Origin of the sequence: Paenibacillus macerans, assembly GCF_900454495.1 — a bacterium.
GTDB lineage: Bacteria > Bacillota > Bacilli > Paenibacillales > Paenibacillaceae > Fontibacillus > Fontibacillus macerans.
This window is the reverse complement of sequence record NZ_UGSI01000001.1, coordinates 4,587,393-4,610,085: the sequence shown is the minus strand read 5'-3', so window position 1 is coordinate 4,610,085 and position 22,693 is coordinate 4,587,393. Positions and strand designations below refer to the sequence as shown.

The window sequence follows — 22,693 nt, the reverse complement described above, 5'->3', positions numbered from 1 at the left end:
AAAAATGCGAAAAGTATGGTGGAAAGAAGCGGTCGCGTATCAAATTTATCCGCGGAGCTTCATGGATTCGAACGGCGATGGCGTCGGCGACATTCCCGGCATCATCTCCAAGCTGGATTATTTGCAAGAGCTGGGGATTGATGTTATCTGGATTTGTCCGATCTATAAATCGCCCAATGACGATAACGGTTATGATATTAGCGATTATCAGGACATTATGGACGAATTCGGCACGATGGAGGATTTTGACCGGCTGTTGTCCGGTATCCATGAGCGTGGGATGAAAGTTATTATGGACCTGGTGCTGAACCATACCTCGGACGAGCATCCGTGGTTTATCGAATCCCGTTCTTCCCGCAACAACCCGAAGCGCGACTATTATATTTGGCGGGACGGCAAGGACGGGGGCGAGCCGAACAACTGGGAATCGATGTTTAACGGTTCGGCCTGGGAATACGACGAGACGACCGGACAATATTTCCTGCATCTGTATTCCCGGAGACAGCCGGATCTGAACATGGAAAATCCCCAAGTCCGGCAGGAACTGGTCAACATGATCCGCTGGTGGCTGGACAAGGGTATCGATGGGTTCAGGGTCGACGCGATCACGCACATTAAGAAGCTGCCGGGGCTGCCGGACATGCCCAACCCGCACAAGCTGCGGTATGTGGATGCTATGGACGGGCACCGCAATGTGGAAGGAATCCATGATTTCCTGCAGCTATTCAAGCGCGAAGCTTTTGCCGACTACGATATTATGACGGTGGGGGGAAGCTAGCGGCGCGCCGATTTCCGAAGCCGACCGCTGGATCGGCGAAGAGAACGGGGCTTTCAACATGATCTTCCAGTTTGAACACGTCAATCTCGATTTCGGTCCGGAAGGCCGCTGGGATTTCGGGCCTTGGGAGATGGCGAAGCTGAAGAGAATCATGGGGAAGTGGCAGACGGGGCTGGAGGGCATCGGATGGAACGCGCTCTACCTGGAAAATCACGATCAGCCGCGTTCCGTCTCCCGTTTTGGCGATCCCGAGAACTACCCGAAGGAATCCGCCAAGATGCTGGCGACCTTTTTTATGCTGATGCAAGGCACGCCGTTTATTTATCAAGGACAGGAAATCGGCATGACCAACGTCGTGTTTAAGGAACTGACCGATTACCGCGATGTGGAAATCTACAACTTCTACCGTGAGCGCTTGATGGACGGCAAAGACGTCGAGGAAACGATGCGCAGGATCGCTTTCCGGGCCCGCGACAACGCCCGCACGCCGATGCAATGGGATGATTCGCTGTTTGGCGGGTTTACAACCGGCGTGCCTTGGATCAACATTAACCCCAATTACCACGAAATCAACGTAAAACGGCAGCTTCAGGAAGCGGATTCAGTCCTGAATTATTACAAAGCACTGATTTGCCTGCGTAAGGAAAACGAAGCGCTGATCTACGGAAGATACGACGGCTGGCTGGACGAGCACCCGGAAATTTTCGTCTATTCGCGCACATTTGAAGGACGGGCGTTCCTGATCGTGTTGAACTTCTACGGCAATGCTCCGGAATTTACCGTTCCGCCGGAGTTTGCAGGTTTTAAACGGGAGGTTGTACTGTCCAATTACCCGGACCGTCCGGACCGAAAGCAGAGCAGGTTCACGATGCATCCTTATGAAGCGGTTGTGTTTCGGCTGGAGCGATAGTTAAACTAGCTTCCATTTAGGAGGGATTTGCGGCTCGGACGTGCATTATTACGAGCATGGGCGGATCGGCCGCTATGAAGTGAAGCAGCCGCTGGTCTTGGGTCACGAGTTGGCCGGCGTGGTGGTGGAGACGGGCGAGCGGGTGACCAATGTTCGCGTGGGCGACCGGGTCGCCGTTGAGCCGGGCGTCACTTGCGGGAAATGCGCGTATTGCAAAAGCGGGCGCTACAATCTTTGCCCGGAGGTGGCGTTTATGGCCACCCCGCCGGTGGACGGGGCCTGGGCCGAATACGCGACCGTCCGCAGCGATTTTTTGTTTCCGCTGCCGGCGGAGATGTCCTTCGAGGAAGGGGCGCTGCTCGAGCCTTTGTCGGTCGGGTTCCATGCCGTAAAGCGGGGGCGGATTCAGCCATACGACCGGGTGCTGGTCCTCGGGCTAGGCCCCATCGGGCTGCTGGCGCTGGAGGCGGCTAAAATGTTCGGCGCCTCTCAGGTTTTCGGCAGCGACGTGGTGGAGTTTCGCCGTAAGCTGGCTTTGGATATGGGAGCTCAGGAGGCGTTTGATCCGTCTGCCCCGGGGGGCTTGGAGGAGCGGCTGGCGCCCTTGACCGGGGGAGAAGGCTTCGATCTGATCATCGAGACCTCCGGGAATCCCGGCGCCATCGCCGACACCATCCGGTTCGCGAAGCGCGGGGGGAGGATCGTCCTGATCGGCTTGCCGGCCAAAGATGCCGTGCCCGTCGATATCGGGGCGTTGATCGACGCCGAGCTTGATGTGTCCGGCGTTTTCCGCTACGCCAATACGTACCCGGCCGCTATCGAGATTTTAAGCCGTGCCAAGCAGGATATCCGCAAAATCATTACGCACAAATTCCCGCTGAGCGACATCAAAAACGCGGTTGAACTGGCAAGGACGAACAAAGAAACCAGCGTCAAGGTGATGATTTACCCCAGCGGCGGGGAGCTTGGGGAGAACTAATATCAGTTATATGGGCATACCACAGTAGAGAGAAGACCTCTTTGCTGTGGTGTTTTTTGTCTGTTGAAAGGGGGCTCGGCCCACTGGAAATCGCCGGTTTGCAGCCGGCTGCTGCACGATGAAGACGATCCCGCCGTTGGCTGCAGGAATGACAAAGCTGCCGGCCGTCAGCCTCTGGAACGACGATAGCGGCCCGTCGCCGGCTGTGCCGTTAAAAATAGCGGAAATTTATGTTCTTATTATCCGGAGCCAGGCATGTGGATCCAACTTAGCGGTACTTTTTGTCCTTATTTTCCTAAGAATGCACTAGAACGCATGCATTTCCTTGCGACCGGGGAAAATAGCGACATAAATTTCCTCTATTTCTCTCATATGGACGGATGTCGCCGGAATAACGACATTTTTTGTCCTTATGTTTTCATTAACAGGTGGATGCGAAAATTCTAACGGTTGTGAGCGATTGTGAGCGCCGCTAATTGGGCAAAAACGGGGATCTGCAAGATGTAAGGTTGCGGTCGAGCTTATTCCCCGTGTTTTCTTAGGGAAAAGGGCTGCTTCGCCCAAATAAGCCCGAGCACAACCGTTAGCGCGACAATGTACATTACCGGATCGTTTCTACCTCGACCACGGGAACCGATATTTGATTGGCTCCAGCAAGGCTTTGCAGCAGTCCATTCGACGCTCCTTCACCCGTTCCTGCAGCCTGCCCCTCAATCCGCCCGGCACCCTTTCCGTCAACTTGTTCTGCAGCCTGTCTTGCAATCTGCCCATCAGCCTGCCCATCAACAGGCCCGTCATGCTGCTCTTCAGCTTGGCTCTCAATCTGTCCGTTGCCTGATCCTTCACTCTCCCTATTAACCTGATCCTCAACTTGCTCCTCAATCTGTCCTTTATCCTGTCCGCCTGTTGGTCCGCCGGTCGCCCCATTCAGCACTGCTGCGATTTGTCCTATTAACTGCTCATCCACAGTTTGTTCGGCGTACTGCTTAAAGCGTCCCGTGACGGTGACATTAACCGCTTCGGCGGAAGGAGGGATATCTCCACTTAACAGGATTAAGCTATTGCTGCCCATACATAGCGCTTCTCCCGCTCCGGAACGGATGACGGTGCAGGTGAAGCGGACCAGCGAGTTGGGATACTGGCTGACGCTGTCGGCGGAAATATCCAGGATATCCTGCTTGACGCCTGCGAACTGATAAATGCCGCCGGAACGGGCGAATATCGCCGTTTGTCCTTCCCCTTCGCCAACCGGATTAACCACCAGAAGCGTTCCATCCGGCTGGACGGTCAGGCTGTCTCCCTCTATGGAGTAGAGGAGCGCAATGCTGCTCTCGCGCACTTCAAATGCGGCATAACGGGCGTTCCTCGCCTCGGATGCCGCTTCGATGACGATAACGGGAATGGTATCCGTACTTAAGTCCCGATCAACCGCAATAGTGCGGATCTGCTCCTGCGGAGCGAGGTCCTGATTGGACAAAATCTGCACGCTTTCCTCCGCGTTCATGCGGCCAAAATATAGTTTATTGTTTTGGTCTGTCGCCGCTACATAAAGCTTCGCTCCAAACCGGTCGCGTCCGCTCACGATATGCGCATAGCCGCTTCCACCCGCCGGGGAAGGAAGCATCCGGGCCGGTTCAGCCAAAGTCCAGGCCAATTCGGCCGCCCTGATTTCCGCCTGCGTATCCTGATAGTGGCCGATGGCCGTGTAAAGATCGATCGCCTCCTGGTAATCGCCGTTTGCCGCGTTTTTTCCAGCACGCAGCATCAACTCTTCCATTCGGCTTTTAGCTAAAGAGAGTACCTTAGACTCCGGATAGGCAGAGCTAGCGAATGTTGTGAATTGCCGAGCGTGCATGGCGAAAGCGGCGTAGTCGTCATTGTCCCAGTCATTTTTCAGCAGCGCTTCAATCAAGCTGTCCGCTTCGGAAATGATCCAGGGGGCTTCCAGGTTATTGGACTTGTATTCCGCAAGCATGGCGGTAGCATCGCTCAGCATGGGTTCGACGAGACCTTCGGCGGCCATCCGCGTCAGCTTGGTTTCGTCGTACCTCCGGAAGGCTGTAATTAGTTCATCAAGCCATTCCTGCTCCGTACCGAACAAGCCCCCGGGAATGCGCAGCAGATTCCGCCTAAAAGATTCATCCTCATAACTCGAAGCGGTCAGATTTTGGTCCATTTGCTCCAGAAACATCGTTTTAAAACTTCTGAAATAACCGGTGAAGTTTTGCGGGAAGCGGTAATGCTCGGACAACTGACGGTAATAGTCGCTATAAGGCTCTTCCGGCGTCAAATAACGGCTTTGCGCCTGCTGAAGCTTGGTGTAAGCGTCCATAAGCAGTTCAAAATCACGCTTGCTATCCGCGCGGGAAGCTTGTTCGGAAATATTCGCCAAGTCTTCCTTCATGGAGGAAATGGGGGCGAGCTCCTCCAGCCGTGAGGATATAAGTTCCTCCTTGTAGCGTATGCTCCTGTTAATCCGCGCCTTCCGGTACCAGTCCTCGGCTTCTATAAGCTGCTTCCCGTGGTATAAACGTTCCGCCGTTTGAATGGCGGCAAGCTTCTGGAATATCCCGATGCCTTTGTGGACCAGCAAAGGCATCGTCAATAGACATAACAGCATGAGCAGATAATGCAGGGTGAACCATCTTCTAACCGTCATAGGCGGCAGACCTCGGCTTTATTTGTTGAAAGTCGGCATCCCACTGGTATTTCTCCTTATGAATTCGGGCGGTTTCGGCCATAAGCTCTCCCCAATCCAGATCGGGCGAATCGGCGATCATCCGAAATAACCGGAGGAAACGGTCCTTGGGAAGCTTGCGGGCATATCGGGCAATGAAGTCCGAATAGGCTAGAACGTAGCGTTTCAACCTAACGGCCGCTCCGGCCACGCCCGCCAGGATGTCTTCCCCGCGCTCCATATCCAGGATTTGCCGCTCATACTTGATAACATATTGAAAAGCTTTGTCTTTAATGAGCTCGCGCTTAATTTTGGCAAGCTCGCCAATATACGCGGCCAGATCGGAATCGAAATCTTCCAGCAGGAGCGGCGTAAGCTCCAGATCCATATCTTTCCTCAGCACAAATGACTGCAACAGGATCAGCTGCAGCTTGCGGATGTGGTCGTTTTGCACGATCCTGGCGACTTCCCGCATCATCTCATAGGAGCGCCCTTCATCCTCTTGGGCAACAGCGGTCTCAAGGTTACGTACAAGGCCTGCGGCGATTGTATCGCGATCGCGGTGGAACAGCTCGTTCAGCTTGATTGAAATGCGGCTGTGGAGCGTTTTACGGTGAACAAAATAGAGCAGCCCAAGAAGCATAATCCCCGCTGCGGCTGATATGGCCATAAGCTGAAGGGTCTGGCTGAACAGAATAGCGAGCAGCGTGAGAAACAAACCCAGCAGCAGATCATTGTGCTGGGCGCGCCGCGCTGCTTGACGCGCTTTTTCCGTCACCGGAATAAGACCGGTTTTGCCGCAGGCGGTGCATTTCTCCTCATTTAGCGCGGTATAGCTTTGGCAATATTTGCAGCATCTTAACTTTTCGTAGGCATATTTCGTTTTTAATGGAGGGTGCAGAATAACCGTTTTTTTCTTGTTCATGGCTCTCTCTCTTCACTGTTAATTAATTGGAGAAGTCTTCTATCGAGCTCCGGCGGTGCAACAATTCGGTTTCTGCGAGAGTAATATATACAGGACTTAATGATGGCAAACAAAAACAACAGGACGAGGCATCCGTATGTAACCATATCCCATTTCCTTTCGTAATTAATGTGAGGATGACGACGTAAGACGGATTTTAGCGAATAATGGCGGTGCGATCTGGTTTTTTCGTAACCTTTTCTTAAGGTTTATCTATTATCATTAGTATAGTATATAACTGGAACTGCTTCTATTTTCATTTTGCGAGGCCGTTCAGAAAGTCATCTTTTGACCATGCATTTATATCTAAAAATAAAGGGGCAATATTATGCAGCATCGATATAAACAATCCGCACGTATATTAACGGTTTTGATGGTCATTTGGTTACTGGCGTCCTTTGCCGGCGTCGCTATGGCCGGCGCTGCGGCGGCCGCGCAAGGAGCCGCGGCTCAGCAGACTTCGTCGATCGATGCCGTGCTCGTTGTCGATATAAGCAACTCGATGAATACGAGCGACACGAATAAAGTCGGAAATGAAGCGATGAAGATGTTCATCGACATGCTGTCCGCGAGAGGCGACAAAGTGGGGATTGTGGCTTATACGGACAAGGTCCAGCGGGAAAAGGCGCTGCTGAAGATTCAGTCTCCGGAGGATAAGCAGGATTTAAAGAACTTTATTGACGGACTGGACAGAGGCCCCTACACCGATATCGCGGTGGGCGTTCGGGAGGCGGTGAAGGTGCTGCAAAACGGGGCCGAACCGGGGCACGAGCCGATGATCGTGCTGCTGGCCGACGGCAACAACGATTTCAACAAAAACTCGGGACGGACGCAAAGCGAATCCGACCGGGAGCTTGGCGAGGCCGTTGATCAAGCGAAGGCCGCGGGCATTCCGATCTATACGATCGGGCTGAATGCGGACGGCAAGCTGAACAAGGCGCCGCTTGAGGATTTGGCCGATCAGACGGGGGCAAAATCGTTCTCGACCAGCTCGGCGGACGATCTCCCGCAAATCCTTAGTGAAATCTTCGCCAGTCATTTGAAGCTCAAAATCGTACCGATCCAGAGCATGACAGGCACCGGCAGCTTCCAGGAAGTGACGGTGAACGTGCCGAACGCCAATGTGCTCGAAGCGAATATTTCCATTATGTCGTCCAAACCGGTTGAAGCCGAGCTGGTGAACCCCTCCGGCGACAAAGTGGCGGTGCCTTCGGACGACGTGATTTTGTCCAAGTCGAAGAGCTATTCCCTCATTAAGCTGTTGACTCCCGCCGAGGGGGATTGGAAGCTCAGAGTGAAGGGCGCGGCCAAGGACAAAATCGACATCAATCTCGTCTTTAACTACGATCTCAAGCTGGAGATGGACAAGATCGCCGCGAAGAGCTACAAGCCGGGCGATAAGGTGGACATCGGAGCGTATCTGACGAGCAACGGGCAGAAGCTGCAAAATGACGAGCTGTACACGAACATGAACGCGGTGCTCATCGTGAAGGACCTGGATAGCGGCAAAACGGAAGAATTGAAGCTGAACAACACGGGCGAGCGATTTGAAGGAACGTTTCGTTTTGCCGAAGCCCACGATTATGAATTAAAGGTCCGCGCCGAGGAAAAAAGCTTCTACCGGGAAACCGATCCGGTGACGCTGAGCGCCAAAGATAACGCCGGCGGAGCGGCGGCTACGCCGGCCGGTCCCCCGGCAGGGAGCGCAGAGAAGCCGTTCCCTTGGCTGATCGTTGCCGGTTCGGCGGCGGCTCTAGCCGTGCTCGCCGCGGCCGCCTACTTTATCGCCGGCAAGGTCAAGCAGGCGAATCGCGGCTTCGTGGGCCAGATCGTCATCGAAATTCGCGACGAGAACACGAGCGAGAAATCCTTCCCGCAATATAAGAAGCTTACCGCGTTCAAGGGCAAGTTTAATCTCCATCAACTGCTGCAGCTGGCGCCCGAACTGAAGGAAACGGAGAAAGTCGTGTTCACCCCGGCCAAGGGAGACCGCATTACCCTGCGCAACGCTTCGGCCGCGCGCCTCGAGAAATCCGGACGGGCCGTGGATGCCGCCGCCGGGCTCGAGCTCAAAAGCGGGGATCGCGTGTCCTTGTCGCTGCAACAAATCGACAAAACGATTTTCATCGAGTATCTGGTGTGACTGCTTAATCAATATAAGTTGAACTAAAGAAAGGGGGGTGTAAGGCAAGAGTGTGAAATGATTCTGAAGAAACGGCAGTGGTCGCCTTTGTGAGCGGATTTCTACCTTGTATGAATCTACTTAATTATAGAAATCCGGGAACAACAGCGATCGTAAGAACATTTCACACGGCTGCCCTTATCCGTACAAACTATAATTCAACTTATCGACCCTATTCTAGGAGGAAAACAAATGAAGCCGATCGTTAGAGAGCATATTCAGCAACTGGACGTTTCGCTTGGCGGAGGGATCGTCAGCGACAAAATTCGAGTGGATCCGATTGACAATCCGATCCTCATTATCGGCCTTGGCGGAACCGGGATCGACGCCCTGCTGCGCCTGAAGTATCAAATCAACCGCCGATTCAAGCTGCCGGAAGACCCGCTGTCCAAGAAAAAACGCGATAAACCGGACAATGTGGAATTTCTCGCGTTTGAGACCAATGAGCAGGACCGCAGCAAACGGTACAAAGGCATCGGCCTCGATCCGATCAATGAATTCGTGCTGTTGTCCAACCCGGAAATCGGCGGCCTGCTGCAAAACCGCAGCATTTTGGAGCCGTATATTACGGATTGGTTGTCGCCCGAGCTTAGCATCACCGACGGCATGAACGGCGCGGCCGGTGTCCGTCAGGCCGGACGGCTGCTGCTGTTCACGAAGATTAACCAGGTCGTGCAGGCGATCGACAAGAAAATCAAAACCTTGTCCGTTGGCACCAACAAGAAGCTGATGGTGTTTCTGCTTACCGGCTTGTCCGGCGGGACGGGCAGCGGCTGCTTCCTGGATATCGCATATATCGTGCGGGGGATCATCGAACGCGATCACGGCTCCGCCGGGGTTGACCGTGTGAACACCCTGGGGTATTTGTTTACGCCGGATATCAATCTGTCAAACAAAAGCCTTAGCGAGCACACGCGCGAATATATCAAGAAAAACGGCTATGCCGCGCTGAAAGAGCTCGATTACTGGATGAACGTCGATCATCGCGGCGAAAGATTCAAGCAGCAGTACGGCAATATTTTGAACGTCAACTCTCCGCTGCCTCCGTTCAACCTGTGCCATTTGATCTCGGCGACCAATACGGAGGGCAAGCTGCTGGAAAACGCCTATGACTACTGTATGAACGTAACCGCCGAGAACATTACGAACTTTATGGCCAATGAAGAAAAGCAGTCCGGCGAGGAATTCGCCATCCATGACTATATCAGCAATATCCGCACGAATATTGCGCAAATGAACAAGGTCTATCCGGCCAACTATGAATACAACATTATCGGGGCCTCCTCGGCGGTACTGCCGATTGAAGAGATGACGACCTATTTGGCCTACCGTCTGTTTGACAAGATGGAGAAAATGTTCCATCAGGCTCCGACCCAGGAGGAAGTGGAGAAGTTTGCCCGCAAGCTGGGCGTCGATCTGGACAGCATCGTCAAAACCTTCGAAGCCCGCGTGCCCGAGCCGCTTCCGGGTTACGAAAACAGCGAGCGGCTGAGCTATGCCAACGTCGTGAAGTCCCAGGTCGTGAACCTGGATACGGAGCTGGAGCAATCCTTCCTGGCCCGGGCCAGAGAAGAGTACATCAAGGCGAAAAAGCAGCTTCCGGGCGAGCTTCTGGAGCAGTTCAGCGACCAGATTCGCCGGCTGTTCCTGCATCCGGAGCAGGGGCCGTTTTATGTCTCCAGGCTGATTCATACGGAAAAAGGCTTCTGCCTGCTGAAGATGCTGCTCTCCTATATCGAGACGCTGCGCGAGAATCTGCTAAGGATTCCCCGCGAGATTGAAGCGGCGCAGGATCATGCCCAGGAGAAGCTGGGCGACGCCAAAAGCGCGTTTGTATCCAAGGAGAAGAAGAAAAACGCCTATATTGAAGCGAAAATCAATGAATACTGGCTCCACGCGGATGTGGAGCGCACCGAGCAAATGATCGAATTTTACGAGGACCTGTACGACCTGCTGAACCGGGAAAACAACCGCATTTACAGCGTATTCACGGAAATCTTGAACGCGCTCAGCTCGATTTTCTCCAAGAACGGGGACATTTTGACGAGCGGAGAAGAGCAGGTGGACCATAAAGGCAACAAAACCTACTATTGGAACATCGTCAGCGTGCCCGATATTTCCAAAGTGGTCAGCGGCATTATGGAACAAAAGGATGTCGACGATCTCATTCGCGACTTCGCGGCGGAATTGCTGGACAATTCGAACCAGTGGGTCAAAGAGCAGGAAATCGATATCGTCAGCTCCATTTCCGATTTCCTTTCGGAAAAATTCGGCGATCTCATTACGAAATCGATGGAGGATTTCCTGATCATCAAATACGGACAGGATGAACCGATCGAAAAATTCGTCGAGCGCCATATCGCCAGCAAGCTGGATGAAGAGGCCGTGCCGGTGTTCCATTTGTCGAACAGCACGGGCAACCTGCATTTCCCTTCCTGGGGGTTTGTATCCGTTCCGGTCAAGGCGCCGAGCATTCTGAAGGGGATTCGCAATTACCAGAACAATGCGATCGGCAAGTCCCATTTCACGGTGAAGGAAAGCGAAGTGAAGAACCGCATTTTCTGGTTGAACACGCGCAACGGCGTGCCGCTTTTTGTCTACACGCCGCTTAAGGTTTACGAGGAAAGCTACGAACGGACGATTCTCGATAAAGAAGGCATCGGCCGCCACCTGGTGCAGACGGAAAAGAACAACTGGACCTACCTGCCGTCGCCGATTCCTGAGAAGTCCTGGGGCGAAACTTACGTCAACCCGCGGGTGAAAACCTATAATGGCCGCGTGCGTGAAGAGTTTGCCAAAGCGTTGGCGTTAAAGGTTATCGTGGAAAAGGACGCCGATCAAAACACGAGCAGCCGTTATTCGGTCGTGTTCACGAAGCCGTTCTCCCTGCAGGATAAGCTGGCGGCGTACGATATGCGCCTTGAGGCCGCAAAGCCGAATTTGGGCGAAGTGAAGCGGGCGGCCGTCGAACTTAAGCGGCTGCTTGCGGAGGGACTTCCGCAGGAGAGCGTCAAGGATATCTTCGGCAGCATCAACGAAGAGATGGCCAAGGAGAATTTGATCCGTTCGCCGCAGCTGACGGCCGCCGTACGGCAGGAAATCGCCAAGTACGATGAAATCGCGGCGATGGCGGCGAAGCTGGACGCGGTGCTGGAGCAGCATCAGGATGAGGAGAAGTGGCTCGAGCAGTTCATTGAGGCGCTGTATACCGGCACGGTGACGAAGAAAGGCGCGCTGTATGTGTACGATCGCGATCCGGAAGAAGAGGCCTGGGAGCCTTTTGCCAACCTGATGAAAAGCCAGAATTATGTGGAATATGAAGTGTTTGTCCATTTCAGAGGCCTGGATGAGAAGAGCCACAGCACGCTGATGCGCAAGGCGTCGCGCCGTGCCGCGGAGCTGACGGCGTCCGAAAATATCGATCCGCTGCTGCAAACGCTCGATGAGCTGGCCGCACGATTCCTGGAGGGGCGGGACTCGCTGGAATATGAAAGAGCGGCGCTGGCGAACGGTGACGAAATGTATCAGTTCTACAAGCAGGTTGCCGCGAAGCTGAACGACATCCGCAGAAGGCTGAAATAATGGTCAGACGGAAGCTTACGCAGTTCGCCGCCGAGTATGACCGGTCCGAAGAGCGGCTGACCGGGGGCGATGACCAGAGCAGCATTCATTATCCCGCCGTGTTTCTGTTTATCGGAGACAAAAGCCGTGAGGCCATCCAGCCGATCATGCGGATGAACGAGAAGAAATGGGAAAACAGCGAGGGATTGATTTATTTATACGCAGGCTCCGCGGGCGAGCCTGCTGACGCTCGTCTGCTGGAGTATCATTTTCCGGTGGCGGCGCAAGAAGAGGCGAACCCGCAAACGCTCCGTCCCGGCCTATACCGGCGGTTCTATGCGGATGCGCAGGGCTTGCCGGAGCTTAACCGTGTTTTACGGCAGGCCAGCGGAGCTCTGGCGGAGTACGGAAGGCTGTACCCGGCCTTTGACCGGGTGCGCCTCTCGATCGTAACGCGGGTCGACGATCCGTTTAATGTACTGGTTCCGGAAATATCGCTGCTCGCGGAAGCGATATTCCGCCAGTCGTTCAAGGCGGTGCAAATGGATTTGTACGCCTTGATCAACGAGCGCGAAGGGGCCGAAGCTTTTGGATACAGCAGCTCGCTTGGCGTCGCATTTTTGCGCGAGCTGAACCTGATGCAGCAGCCTGATTTCGCATTGACCGCCCCGCTTCACGTTACCGAGGACGGGCTGGCGATTCCGGTTTCGCATCCGCCTTCGCCATTGTTTGATCTCGTCTATATTTTATCGGATCGCGACGAACGGGGAATTGCCTCAAACCAGGGAATGCAAGGCTGCTATGAGGCGATATCCCATATTAGTTTGCTTAAGAACAGGCAGTACAAGGAGCAGATGTTCCACGCAAACAATGCGGCTTACAACAATACTTCCTTCAAAAACAATATCATGACCGAATCCGGACGGCAGGGTTTTGTTTCGGCCGGATTGTCCAAGGTGAAGCGTCCGAACCAGTCGATTGCGCTGGCCGTTCTGTATCATTTTTACAGGGGGTTGCTCACGAGGATGAAGCAGGAGCCCGCGTTATCGGCGGCGGAGAAGCTGGCCTTTTTCGGAGTGGACGCAGCAGCCTTGGATCGCGCCTCCCTGCAGTTGACGCCTTCGGAGGAACGCTTAAACGAAATGCATGGTTTGATGACGAACGATATTAGCTACGCGGCAATCCGCAAGCTGCCTTTGAAGGAAGCCGAGGAAGCCTTGTTCGGCGGCGGCGGGGAAGCCTTTTTCCGCAGCAACTTTCAAGAGGAGGCGGCGCGCCGTCTGCAGGAATTCCGGGCCGCTGAATGGCTGGACGCGGCGATCAAGCAGTCGCTTTCGCAGCATCCCGATGTGGAGATCTATTCCTTGGCGGCCTGGACCGCGGATGAGGCGTCCGATGGCTCTTCGGGCATTATGGATCAGCTTAGGAACGGCCGCAGGGAAACGGAGATGCTGCTGGCATCGGCTAAAGCCGAGCTGGAGCAATTCCGTCAGGGCCGGGTGGAGGAGCAGAGCTTTCCGCGCCTGCCGATGATGGACCGGCATAATTTACGCAGCTTGATCCGTTATTTGTTTGACCAGGTTTATTCCAGAAGGAGGGAAATCCTGCTGCTGGAAACGAAACTGACGCTCATCGCCAAGTTCGAAGAAGCAATTCGGCAATTGCATGACCGGTACCGCGCCGTGATCAATCAGCTTGAAGCGATGGAGCAATTGCTTTTCGACACGGCACTCGTCAGCACCCAGACCGCGGACGATTATATCGGCCAGAATATTATGGAGTACTACGAGCGAGTCACCGCCGAAATTATGGAGCAATGGGAAAGCAAACGGGGAAAGCAGGCGTTTTTTGCGGACAGTATGATGGGGGATTCCCGCCGCTTGCTTGAGCGTGGGATCGAGGGGTTGGCGGACCGGCTCATCGGAGTATGCCGCACCGCGATTTTAACGTCGCCGATGTTTTCGCGCGCGTTCGAGGAGGAACTGCTGCAGCGCGCCAATGTGACGGTAGAATACGGCAACAGGTCCGTGCTTACCAAGGAAGAGCTGTTCAAGAAGCTGTACCGCATTTTGGAGGATAATGCCGCGATCCAACTTCGCCTGTACGATTACACCCAGGAGCACCGCTATGAGGAAAAATATGTGTTCGGCGATTTTACGAGCGAGTTTGTGCAGCATATTTTTCAGGCGGATGAGTCGTCGAGGGTTTACAAGCTTGGTTGTGTGCACGAGAAGCGCAGCAGCGGCGTAGAGAAGCTGAATCTGATGGGGGGCTTCCACCTCGAAGATCTGATGTATTACGTAAACGGGAAAGTGTACTATGAAACTTATGTCAAAAACGGGTACGAGTTTCACGGAATCGACCAATCCAGGCTGCCAGAGCTCTGTTGACCTGCCCGCCCCCAAAATTATGATGAGAGTTCAACAAGTCAGGCTCAAGATGACTTTTTGAACTACCGTTTCAATAAAGGTTCAAAAAGACAGGTTTTGAGCACCGAGAAGGTTGGATGAAGCTAGGGACTGAGTAGCGGAGCGTAGGTGGGGCTACGTGAGCAACGGAAGGCCCGGCTGAATTCAAGATTCGACGCCCGATCCTTTTCTTGACTTGACTTCGTGATCGGAAGATGACTTTTTGAACTACCGTTTCAATAAAGGTTCAAAAAGACAGGTTTTGAGCACCGAGAAGGTTGGATGAAGCTAGGGACTGAGTAGCGGAGCGTAGGTGGGGCTACGTGAGCAACGGAAGGCCCGGCTGAATTCAAGATTCGACGCCCGATCCGCTTCTTGACTTGACTTCGTGATCGGAAGATGACTTTTTGAACTACCGTTTCAATAAAGGTTCAAAAAGACAGGTTTTGAGCACCGAGAAGGTTGGATGAAGCTAGGGACTGAGTAGCGGAGCGTAGGTGGGACTACGTGAGCAACGGAAGGCCCGGCTGAATTCAAGATTCGACGCCCGATCCGCTTCTTGACTTGACTTCGTGATCGGAAGATGACTTTTTGAACTACCTCTTAAAGGAAGGAAGTGCAAGAATGCAGCGTAAAATAAACTGGCTCCTGGTGCTGTTCAGTCTCATCGGCGGAGCGGTTGGGGCCGTGGCCGGCGAACTGCTGCTTGGCGAGCTATTGGGCAGGCTGCCCGGATTTGTCGTGGTGGGGCTCTATTTTGGCATCCTGGCCTTGTCCGTCGGCTTATTCTGCCTGATTGCCGAAATGATCTCCCCGCGATTGAGCGGGGCGTCCTGGAGGCAGCGGTATGTCGGTACTTCGTGGAAACTGCTCGTTCCGGTAACCTTGGTCATGCTCCTGCTCGCGGGAGCGCTTTTTGAGTTTTTGTATGAGCTGAATGTAGGACGGGCGCGAACGGTGAAAGATATCGTCCTGATAATTGATAATTCCGGGAGCATGCAGGAGACCGATCCGGATGACCGCCGTTATGAAGCGGCGAAGTCCCTGGTTGGGCAAATGGATAGCGGCAAGCAGGTTGCCGTTATCAGTTTCGATGACCGGCCCGTGCTCATTCAGCCTTTCATCCGGGTCCGTGATCAGAGTGCAAAAAACGAAGTCAACGCTGCGATCGATGCGCTTGAACCGACGAATGCGGGAACGGATATCGGCGAGGCGCTGCAAGCGGCGATGGAACAGATCAAGGGGCAATCCGGCTCCAGAGGCGCAATGGCGATTCTGCTGTCGGACGGGGTCAGCTCCGTTAATCTGCCGCAAGTGCTTGCCGATTACCAGGATCGCGGCGTAGCCGTAAATACGATCGGTCTTGGCCTCAGCGCGCCGGGAGGCAACATTGAAGGGGCGGCGCTGCTTCAGGAAATCGCCGCTCAAACCGGCGGGCAATATTATGATGTGGCCGATGCGTCTAACCTGACCTTTGTGTTCCAGAAAATATACGACAACAACCGGGATGAACGCACTTTAGTGACGGAGCGTACCGGAACGATGGAAAATAGCCCGTATTACATGATTCTGCGAATCGTGTTTGTTCTCGGACTGGGCGCGCTGCTTGGCCTCGCGCTCGGCATGATGTTCGATAACCGGCATTTGGCCAAAAGCTTTACGATAGGCGGAGCTGTGTCCGGGCTGCTTGCGGGCGTCCTGCTGGAGCAAGGCCTCGGCGGATGGCAACCGGGAGACGCGCTGATCCGGCTGCTTGCCTGCCTCGTGCTGGCCGCCGTGATGACGATGTTCACGCTTGCCGTACCGGTCCCGGCGGACGGTGTCCGGTCTGCTATGCGCCGTAGAGGAGCTGCTGTTCAGAACGGCGCGGCCGGATATCAGGAGCCTGCCCGAAACCGGCGCAATAGCGGATTTTAAAGGGCAAAGGGGGCATTGCGATGCGATTCGTCGAGGCGGAGGAAGGCTTGCCGCTCATCACGCAGCTTAGTTACAAGATCGATGAGGATCGCTGTAAGCTGCAGTGGCAGTGGCCTGAAGGAATACAGGCGGTTTATATCGACAAGCGGTCCGCAGAGCGGGAGCGGCAGGGGGAGTGCCGCAATCCCCCTTCTGCCGCCGGATTGAAGCTCTACACCCGTGAAGAGTATAAGGCGGCGGGAGGTTATGCGGACCGGATCGACACGATTGGACTCGTCGCCTATACGGTTTATGCCTGCATCATGGATGACGGGGACAAACGTTTGGTCTATCAGCCTGACGGGCGGAACACCGTGGAGTTCAGTACGGGGCGGGCCAAAATCCGCTATTCCGTCTCTCATAAGAGCGGTCTGCTGCGAAAATATAAAACGGTGCAGATCTCGGTGCTCGCGGAAGTGGAGATTCCGAAAGAGGCGCTTTGTTATGTGAAAAAGCAGGGCAGTTATCCGGTAAGTATCGATGACGGGACCGTATATCCTTTTCTCAGGGATTTCCCGCCGGGCAGAAGCACCTTGCCTCCGATCGAGGTAGGGAAAAACGATTACGTAAGGCTGTTTTTTACCGACGGCCCTAAGTACGGGAGATTGTACGAACTGATTCCGGAATAATTGCGCTACTATAATAAGTTGAACTAAAGTAGGGAACGAGTAAGGCAAGAGTGGGAAATGATTCTGAAGAAACTAAAAGCTTTCTGGAAGAAAGCTGCATCGGAAGCATACGCTTGGTCGCCTTTGTGAGCGGATTTCTACCTTGTTTGTATTTATTGAATCAAAAAAATCCGCGAACAACAGCGATCGTAAGAACATTTCACACGGCTGCCCTACCGCATCCAATCCATAGTTCAACTTATATAGTGAGAGGAGGAACACGATGGGTCTGTTTGATTTGTTTAAAAAGAAATCCCCGGCCGAAGAGCGGCCGTTGTTTTACGATATTGTCTGCCCCTATTGCTTCAGTAAATTCGGACCGGATGAAGTTGTATTCAGGGCGACGCATTACCGTGAAGACGATGAGGACTACGCGCTTGGCGAGGACGAAGCGCTGAATAAATACAGGGAGCGATTCGGTCTCGATACCGTCTATGAAATTGAGGCGATTTTGCGCCCCCAGGACGTTCCGGAAGAGCATCTGATCTATTCGGATCATGTCCTGACCGGACTAAACGACCGCTATGGGGAAGTGACCCGGCGCAGATTATGCCCGCACTGTCATAACGAGCTGCCGGTAACGGCGGGCAAAGTGCCCAGCAATATTATTTCCATCATCGGAGCTTCCCAGGTGGGAAAATCCGTTTATATGACTTCATTGATTCATACGCTGCAGAATACGACGGCCGATCATTTTGACGCGGCTTGTATGCCGCTTAACGCCGAAATCAGCCGCAAATTCCGGACCATCTATGAAGAGCCGCTGTTTGAGCGCGGTGAACTCTTGCCATCGACCCAGAAAGAGAAAATGCAGGAGCCTTTCATTTTTCAATTTGTGTTCAAGGATGAGTCGAAGCCGCCGCTCACGCTCGTTTTCTTTGATGTAGCGGGCGAAGGCATGGTGGATCAGGACTATCTTGGCTTGCAGGGACAGCATATCAAAAACTCTTCAGGACTATTGTTCATGGTCGATCCGCTGCAAATCCGCTCCATCCGCGAGAAAATCCGCATCAACGCCGGAGACAAACCGGGCGAGTGGGTGTCGCAATATGATGAACCGCGCGATGTGGTACTGACGATGTTCGGGGATTTTATCGCTTATGAGGATAAGGGGAAAACGGACATCCCGACCGCGGTTGTGCTGACGAAAAGCGATATGCTGCACGCCTTGAAGGATGAAGAAGGAGAGTACATCAAGTCGAACAGCAATATTTTTAACCATGTGGTGCATCGTAAATATTTTAATGTGACCGAATTTGAAAATATCGACGGCGAAATCCGCCGTTTTATTGAGAAAGTGGATCGGCCCTTTAAAGGTACGATGGACGTTTACTTCAAAAACACGGGATATTTTGCGGTATCCGCGCTCGGCAGCAATCCGGTCGACCAGAAGCTGCAAAACGTCGTGCAGCCGATTCGCGTGGACGAACCGTTCATTTGGCTGCTGTACAAATTGAACTACATCGAGGGGAGAGAATGATCGTGAAGCAAGCATCTCCCGCAATGATTCAGCAGCAAATCTATACAAGGGAGCGGAGCGGGTTATTTCGCGGAACGGAAGGTTTTGATACGGTTGCGGCCTCGGACGGGCTGGACTCCGTGTTTATCAAGAAGCAGCTCCATCCATTCTGCGTATACGACGCTCCCGCGGAACTGGCTTCCCGGGGCGAGAAGGAGGCTGCCGGCTATCCGCCGGCGATCCATTTATTCCATACCGATGGCGGAGATACGGTGCTGGGACGGAGCATTTATCAGCCGGTGGATTTTACCGGCCTGCGCAGCGCGTTCCTTACTCATAACTACGTGATTCCGGCGGCGCGGCGGGATGAGATCGTCATCGACTACAGCCGTTATTTTGAAGCGGATTATGCCGAAAAATATTTCCAGGAAATCGGCCGGGTGCTGCCGGAGCTTGAGCATCTCCCGCAGCGGAAGCGGAACCCGCTGCTCCGGCAAAGCGGTCCATCCGGTTTGCCGGCGGGCGAATTGCTGGATGAACTGAAATTGGACGAGAAAAGCTTTAAACAGCTGCTGTTTGCCGTTATGACCGCGGTTGGCGAAGGCAGAAAAAAAGTATATGTTGCGCTGGATGTTCCGGCGGAGCAGATTACGCAATACGCCGCGGCGCTGCTTAAAGTGTTGTTCGCCTGTCTGCCGTTCGAGCAACGCCGGCGCTTTGGATTCCTTACTTACGCCAAGGAGCCGCAGAGCCGCAAACATATTCACCTGCAATTCGTGGAGCGCGGAAGCTTGCGGCCGGGTGACCGGGAAATCGAAAAGGAATATGTGTTCGATCTCGCTGCCGGACGGCTGCCGCAGGATGAGGTGGATGACGGCAGGCAGCCTTATCTCGAATTTGTATGGCGCGCGGTGGGTGAGCTTGAAAGCTTGGAGGATTTCCATCGCTTCGCGGATGATATGCTTGCAGCCAAGGAGCCGCAGAGCCGGGGGGTGTTGTCCGCTTACCACGAGCTGTGCGTGTTTTACCAGGTGGAAAAAGGCCGCTGGGATTTATACGAAAATCATAAATTAACGGTGCTGCGGGGGCTGCTCGGTTATTTGGAGCCCGCGGACGCCCCGGACTCAAGCTTGCGGCTGAACGATATATTTCTCGCCGCCTTCGACCGGGAGTTTGACCGGATAAAACAGCGGAATATCCCCGAGCTGGCGGTCGTGGAATGCTTCAGGGATTATTACCGGCTGGATGGCCGGAATTACGGTCCCAAGCTGGTCAATTATTTGATTCATGCGATTAACAACGCGCTGACGGAAGGACAGACGGAGCTTGCCTATGGCTTGTACGCCTTGGCCGAGAGCCAGCCCGAGCTGAGCAAAGCCTTTTTTGGCACGGTCCTGAAGCTTGACGGGCTGTCCGACAGATTGTTTGAGCCTTACATCCGCAACAAACTGGCGGAAGCGCAGGGGCCCAAGGAAGTTCTGAACATCGTGCATAGCTGGGCGGTCGCCCAGCCGGATTTGCTGCGGAACGCTTCTTTTCAGGAATATGCCGTTGAGAGTTTAACGGACAAGCTTCGCAAGCAGCAGCGCTTGCTGTCCGCCGTACACATGGTGCTGGAAAATATCCGCAAATGGGAACGAACGCCTCTATCTGACAGCGGAATGACGATGGCCGATTCGCAGTTGGCGGAGCTTCTTTCGCTGGCCGCCAAAAACCTGCTGCTGAATGACCTGGAAGTGGACAAGCTGACCCAGGACCAAGTGGTGTCCGCCGCCTTTTTAGGCAGAGCGGATGCTTTTGCCGGTTTGCAGCTTGAGGGCCGGCAGCGCAATCATGCCGATATGCTGCAGACGCTGTACGAATGGTTTACCCGGCGTGAGTCTATGGAGGATATTTTTCAAGCTTTGTCCGCAAGTGACATGAAGCGGGTACAGCAGTTGGGACGCGAGTGGCTGCAGTCCGGCATCGAGCTGGTGCAGTTTGGAAAAATCGTGCTGGCGTTTTATCAAGACGCCGATTCCGGGTTTGCCGATTATGATGAGGTGCTGGAGTATCTCCATCAGCATGCCAAGGATAAGGAAACGATTTACGAGTTCATGCTGTGGTCGCAGGGCCATCCGTATTTCGCCGGGTCCAAGGGCCTGGTTCCAGCCTACGCCGCGGCGCTGTTAAGGTATTTTGACAAGTATGACAGAAGCGCATTTAAAAGTAAGGAGTACCGGACCCTTTATTTCGAGAAAGCGGGAGCGCCGCTGGCGAAGGTGTTTGCTGAGGCGCGTCTGGCGCTCTCCTCGCCGCTGAAGCGGTTTTTGGCCCAAAACGGAAAAAAAGTCGGAGCGACCATAATCGTTCTGGCCTCCGGTCTGGTTGTGACCGCCGGTATTTTGTTCGTGATGCAGCAGCAAGGGATGCTGGGGCCCAAAACGCCTGTTGAAGCAAACCAGCCGCCTGCTCAGGCAGAGAAACCGGAGGCGCTTGTCTACGCAGACAACGTTGCAGGTGCCGATGCTACGGCTACGGAAACGACTTCGCTTGTATTTCTGTTCCCCGGGGCGGAGCAGTGTACTGCCTTTGTTCCGTCAGCCTTGACGATCGAGTCTTCGGGAGGCTCCGCTCAGCAATTTACGAATTTGAAATACGAAAGCAATTGTACCGCTGAAAGTTCCGGTGCCGGTGATTTGGGGACGGCGGGGACGACCGGACCGAGCGGCGCGGCCGGCGGAGCAGGAACCGACGATGCGAAAAGTGATGATGCGGCTGCAGGGGGAAATGAGGGAGATACCGCTAAAGATACGAAGGAAAATGTGAAGGAAAATGGGAAAGAAAATGTGCAGGGAAATGCCGAGGGAAATACGAAGGAAAGTAAGGAAAGTGTAAAGAAAACGGCAGAGAACCAGGACTCTGGACAATCCGCAGATAAGAAAGACGATTCAACCGGCGGAACCAATGCAGCGGACGCGACCAAAGCAACGAATACAACGGGTGCAGGCAATGGAACCGAGGGAACCAAAGGAACCGATGCAGCCGACGCGGCCGATGCAACCAAAACGAATGACAAAACCAATACGAATGACAAAGCCAATACAAGCGATAAAACCAGTAAAACTGATAAAACTGCTGCAACCGGCGCAACCAATAAAACTAATAACACCGAGACCGATCCGGCCGGCAAAACCAATAAAGCCGGAACAGATTCAGCCGGTGCATCCGGCACCGGTCAGCTTAACGATGCTTCCAATCCCAAGTCCGCTAAGTCAATCGGGGCCGGGGGCGAAGGAATGAAGGAGTCGGCGTACCCGTATCGTGTTGCGGTTTCATTAGGCATGAAGCTGGATGTCCCGGCAGGTAGCCTGATCAAGTTGGGCGATCAACAGTTTACGGTCATCTCTCGCGAAGAGGCCCAGTCAATGATGAGTCCGGTAGAATCTCCAGTAGAATCTCCGAAACAATAATCGTATGCGGCGGGTGCGCTTAAGAAGTGTGGCCGGATAGCCAAGTTGACGATAGTGATGGGGGGGGGCGTGACCAAATCAATTGCAAAAGTGCAGTTGATTTTCCGCCAAAGGCCCTTAAAGCGCAAGTGAAATGCAAAATGCAGTTGTTTTGTGTGGAATTGGAAGGATATGCTACTATGGCTGGGGGTGAACTGCACTTTCGGCTTTTGCAGTTGAGTCGCTCGTTTCGAGTCATTTCGACGGAAGTCGCCTGCACTTTTGCATTTCGCCGCCTTTCGCAGGCCTCGATCCATCGTACTCCCCATGCCAGACGGGGAGTAGGAAAAGTCCTCGCCGCAGGCCAGGGCAATAGCGGTAAAAAAGGGCGATATAATCGGCAATGTAGGGAGCCCAGATAAAATAGAGGGTTTTTTTGCCGCTATTTTTGGTGGAAGGGGGCCCAGTGCCCCCTTTTTCCATCTTGGCCCCCAAATAGGAACAAAAAGTTCCGCTATTTGACGAGAGTGGGACAATATGATCAAAATAACGACTTAAATTACCGCTATTTGGATGTAAACTAGTCAAAGTAGACACGCAGTAACAGCCATTTCCCAGCAAGGAGTGGGGGAGAGGTAATTTTTACAAAAAGCGAGCAGGCCCCCGTCCGGATTTCCGAGATGGGGGCCTGCTCGTTTTGCAGTAGCCTGACCGATCGTA

At 53.8% G+C, this 22,693-nt stretch carries 10 protein-coding genes and 1 pseudogene; 9 read left to right on the top strand and 2 right to left on the bottom strand.

Going from position 1 to position 22,693, the window contains the following annotated elements; genetic code table 11:
* Positions 1 to 4 precede the first annotated feature (4 nt).
* Together DYE26_RS20480 and DYE26_RS20475 are read left to right on the top strand one after the other, a co-directional pair.
* A pseudogene (locus DYE26_RS20480) lies at positions 5 to 1,688 on the top strand (glycoside hydrolase family 13 protein).
* 25 nt (positions 1,689 to 1,713) lie between these two features.
* A complete protein-coding gene (locus DYE26_RS20475) occupies positions 1,714 to 2,667 on the top strand; it encodes an NAD(P)-dependent alcohol dehydrogenase (protein ID WP_036626661.1) in 954 nt (317 codons plus the stop codon).
* A 601-nt stretch (positions 2,668 to 3,268) separates the two neighbouring features.
* Here the strand turns inward: DYE26_RS20475 and DYE26_RS20470 are convergent.
* Together DYE26_RS20470 and DYE26_RS20465 are read right to left on the bottom strand one after the other, a co-directional pair.
* Positions 3,269 to 5,326 carry a hypothetical protein gene (locus DYE26_RS20470; protein ID WP_036626660.1) on the bottom strand — a complete coding sequence of 686 codons (2,058 nt, stop codon included), beginning with the start codon at positions 5,324 to 5,326 and terminating at the stop codon, positions 3,269 to 3,271.
* Entirely contained in the window at positions 5,316 to 6,269 is a 954-nt protein-coding gene (locus DYE26_RS20465; protein WP_036626659.1) for a hypothetical protein, read from the bottom strand. The genes DYE26_RS20470 and DYE26_RS20465 overlap by 11 nt, the downstream gene beginning before the upstream one ends.
* 367 nt (positions 6,270 to 6,636) lie before the next feature.
* Here DYE26_RS20465 and DYE26_RS20460 point away from each other — a divergent pair, with 367 nt between their 5' ends.
* The 7 genes from DYE26_RS20460 to DYE26_RS20430 all read left to right on the top strand — a co-directional run bounded on the left by DYE26_RS20460 (position 6,637) and on the right by DYE26_RS20430 (position 21,994).
* Complete coding sequence (locus tag DYE26_RS20460) at positions 6,637 to 8,451, top strand: vWA domain-containing protein (protein ID WP_036626657.1); 1,815 nt, start codon at positions 6,637 to 6,639, stop codon at positions 8,449 to 8,451.
* Between the two features lie 231 nt (positions 8,452 to 8,682).
* The gene (locus DYE26_RS20455) at positions 8,683 to 12,072 is read left to right on the top strand and encodes a tubulin-like doman-containing protein (protein ID WP_036626656.1); all 3,390 of its coding nucleotides are present in this window, start codon (positions 8,683 to 8,685) and stop codon (positions 12,070 to 12,072) included.
* Positions 12,072 to 14,441 carry a hypothetical protein gene (locus DYE26_RS20450; protein WP_036626655.1) on the top strand — a complete coding sequence of 790 codons (2,370 nt, stop codon included), beginning with the start codon at positions 12,072 to 12,074 and terminating at the stop codon, positions 14,439 to 14,441. Before DYE26_RS20455 ends, DYE26_RS20450 begins: the two co-directional genes overlap by 1 nt.
* A gap of 642 nt (positions 14,442 to 15,083) precedes the next feature.
* On the top strand, positions 15,084 to 16,376 hold the full coding sequence (locus tag DYE26_RS20445; protein ID WP_036626653.1) for a vWA domain-containing protein: 1,293 nt from the start codon (positions 15,084 to 15,086) through the stop codon (positions 16,374 to 16,376).
* Positions 16,377 to 16,396: 20 nt separating this feature from the next.
* On the top strand, positions 16,397 to 17,044 hold the full coding sequence (locus DYE26_RS20440; protein WP_036626651.1) for a hypothetical protein: 648 nt from the start codon (positions 16,397 to 16,399) through the stop codon (positions 17,042 to 17,044).
* Between the two features lie 262 nt (positions 17,045 to 17,306).
* Complete coding sequence (locus tag DYE26_RS20435) at positions 17,307 to 18,563, top strand: TRAFAC clade GTPase domain-containing protein (protein WP_036626650.1); 1,257 nt, start codon at positions 17,307 to 17,309, stop codon at positions 18,561 to 18,563.
* 2 nt (positions 18,564 to 18,565) lie between these two features.
* On the top strand, positions 18,566 to 21,994 hold the full coding sequence (locus DYE26_RS20430) for a GAP1-N2 domain-containing protein (RefSeq protein ID WP_127463468.1): 3,429 nt from the start codon (positions 18,566 to 18,568) through the stop codon (positions 21,992 to 21,994).
* The last annotated feature ends 699 nt before the right edge of the window (positions 21,995 to 22,693 follow it).

Excerpts from the sequence above, each read along its gene's own strand:
- DYE26_RS20470 (WP_036626660.1), bottom strand. The coding sequence starts at position 5,326 with ATGACGGTTAGAAGATGGTTCACCCTGCATTATCTGCTCATGCTGTTA.
- DYE26_RS20465 (WP_036626659.1), bottom strand. The coding sequence starts at position 6,269 with ATGAACAAGAAAAAAACGGTTATTCTGCACCCTCCATTAAAAACGAAA.
- DYE26_RS20460 (WP_036626657.1), top strand. The coding sequence starts at position 6,637 with ATGCAGCATCGATATAAACAATCCGCACGTATATTAACGGTTTTGATG.
- DYE26_RS20455 (WP_036626656.1), top strand. The coding sequence starts at position 8,683 with ATGAAGCCGATCGTTAGAGAGCATATTCAGCAACTGGACGTTTCGCTT.
- DYE26_RS20450 (WP_036626655.1), top strand. The coding sequence starts at position 12,072 with ATGGTCAGACGGAAGCTTACGCAGTTCGCCGCCGAGTATGACCGGTCC.
- DYE26_RS20445 (WP_036626653.1), top strand. The coding sequence starts at position 15,084 with ATGCAGCGTAAAATAAACTGGCTCCTGGTGCTGTTCAGTCTCATCGGC.
- DYE26_RS20440 (WP_036626651.1), top strand. The coding sequence starts at position 16,397 with ATGCGATTCGTCGAGGCGGAGGAAGGCTTGCCGCTCATCACGCAGCTT.
- DYE26_RS20435 (WP_036626650.1), top strand. The coding sequence starts at position 17,307 with ATGGGTCTGTTTGATTTGTTTAAAAAGAAATCCCCGGCCGAAGAGCGG.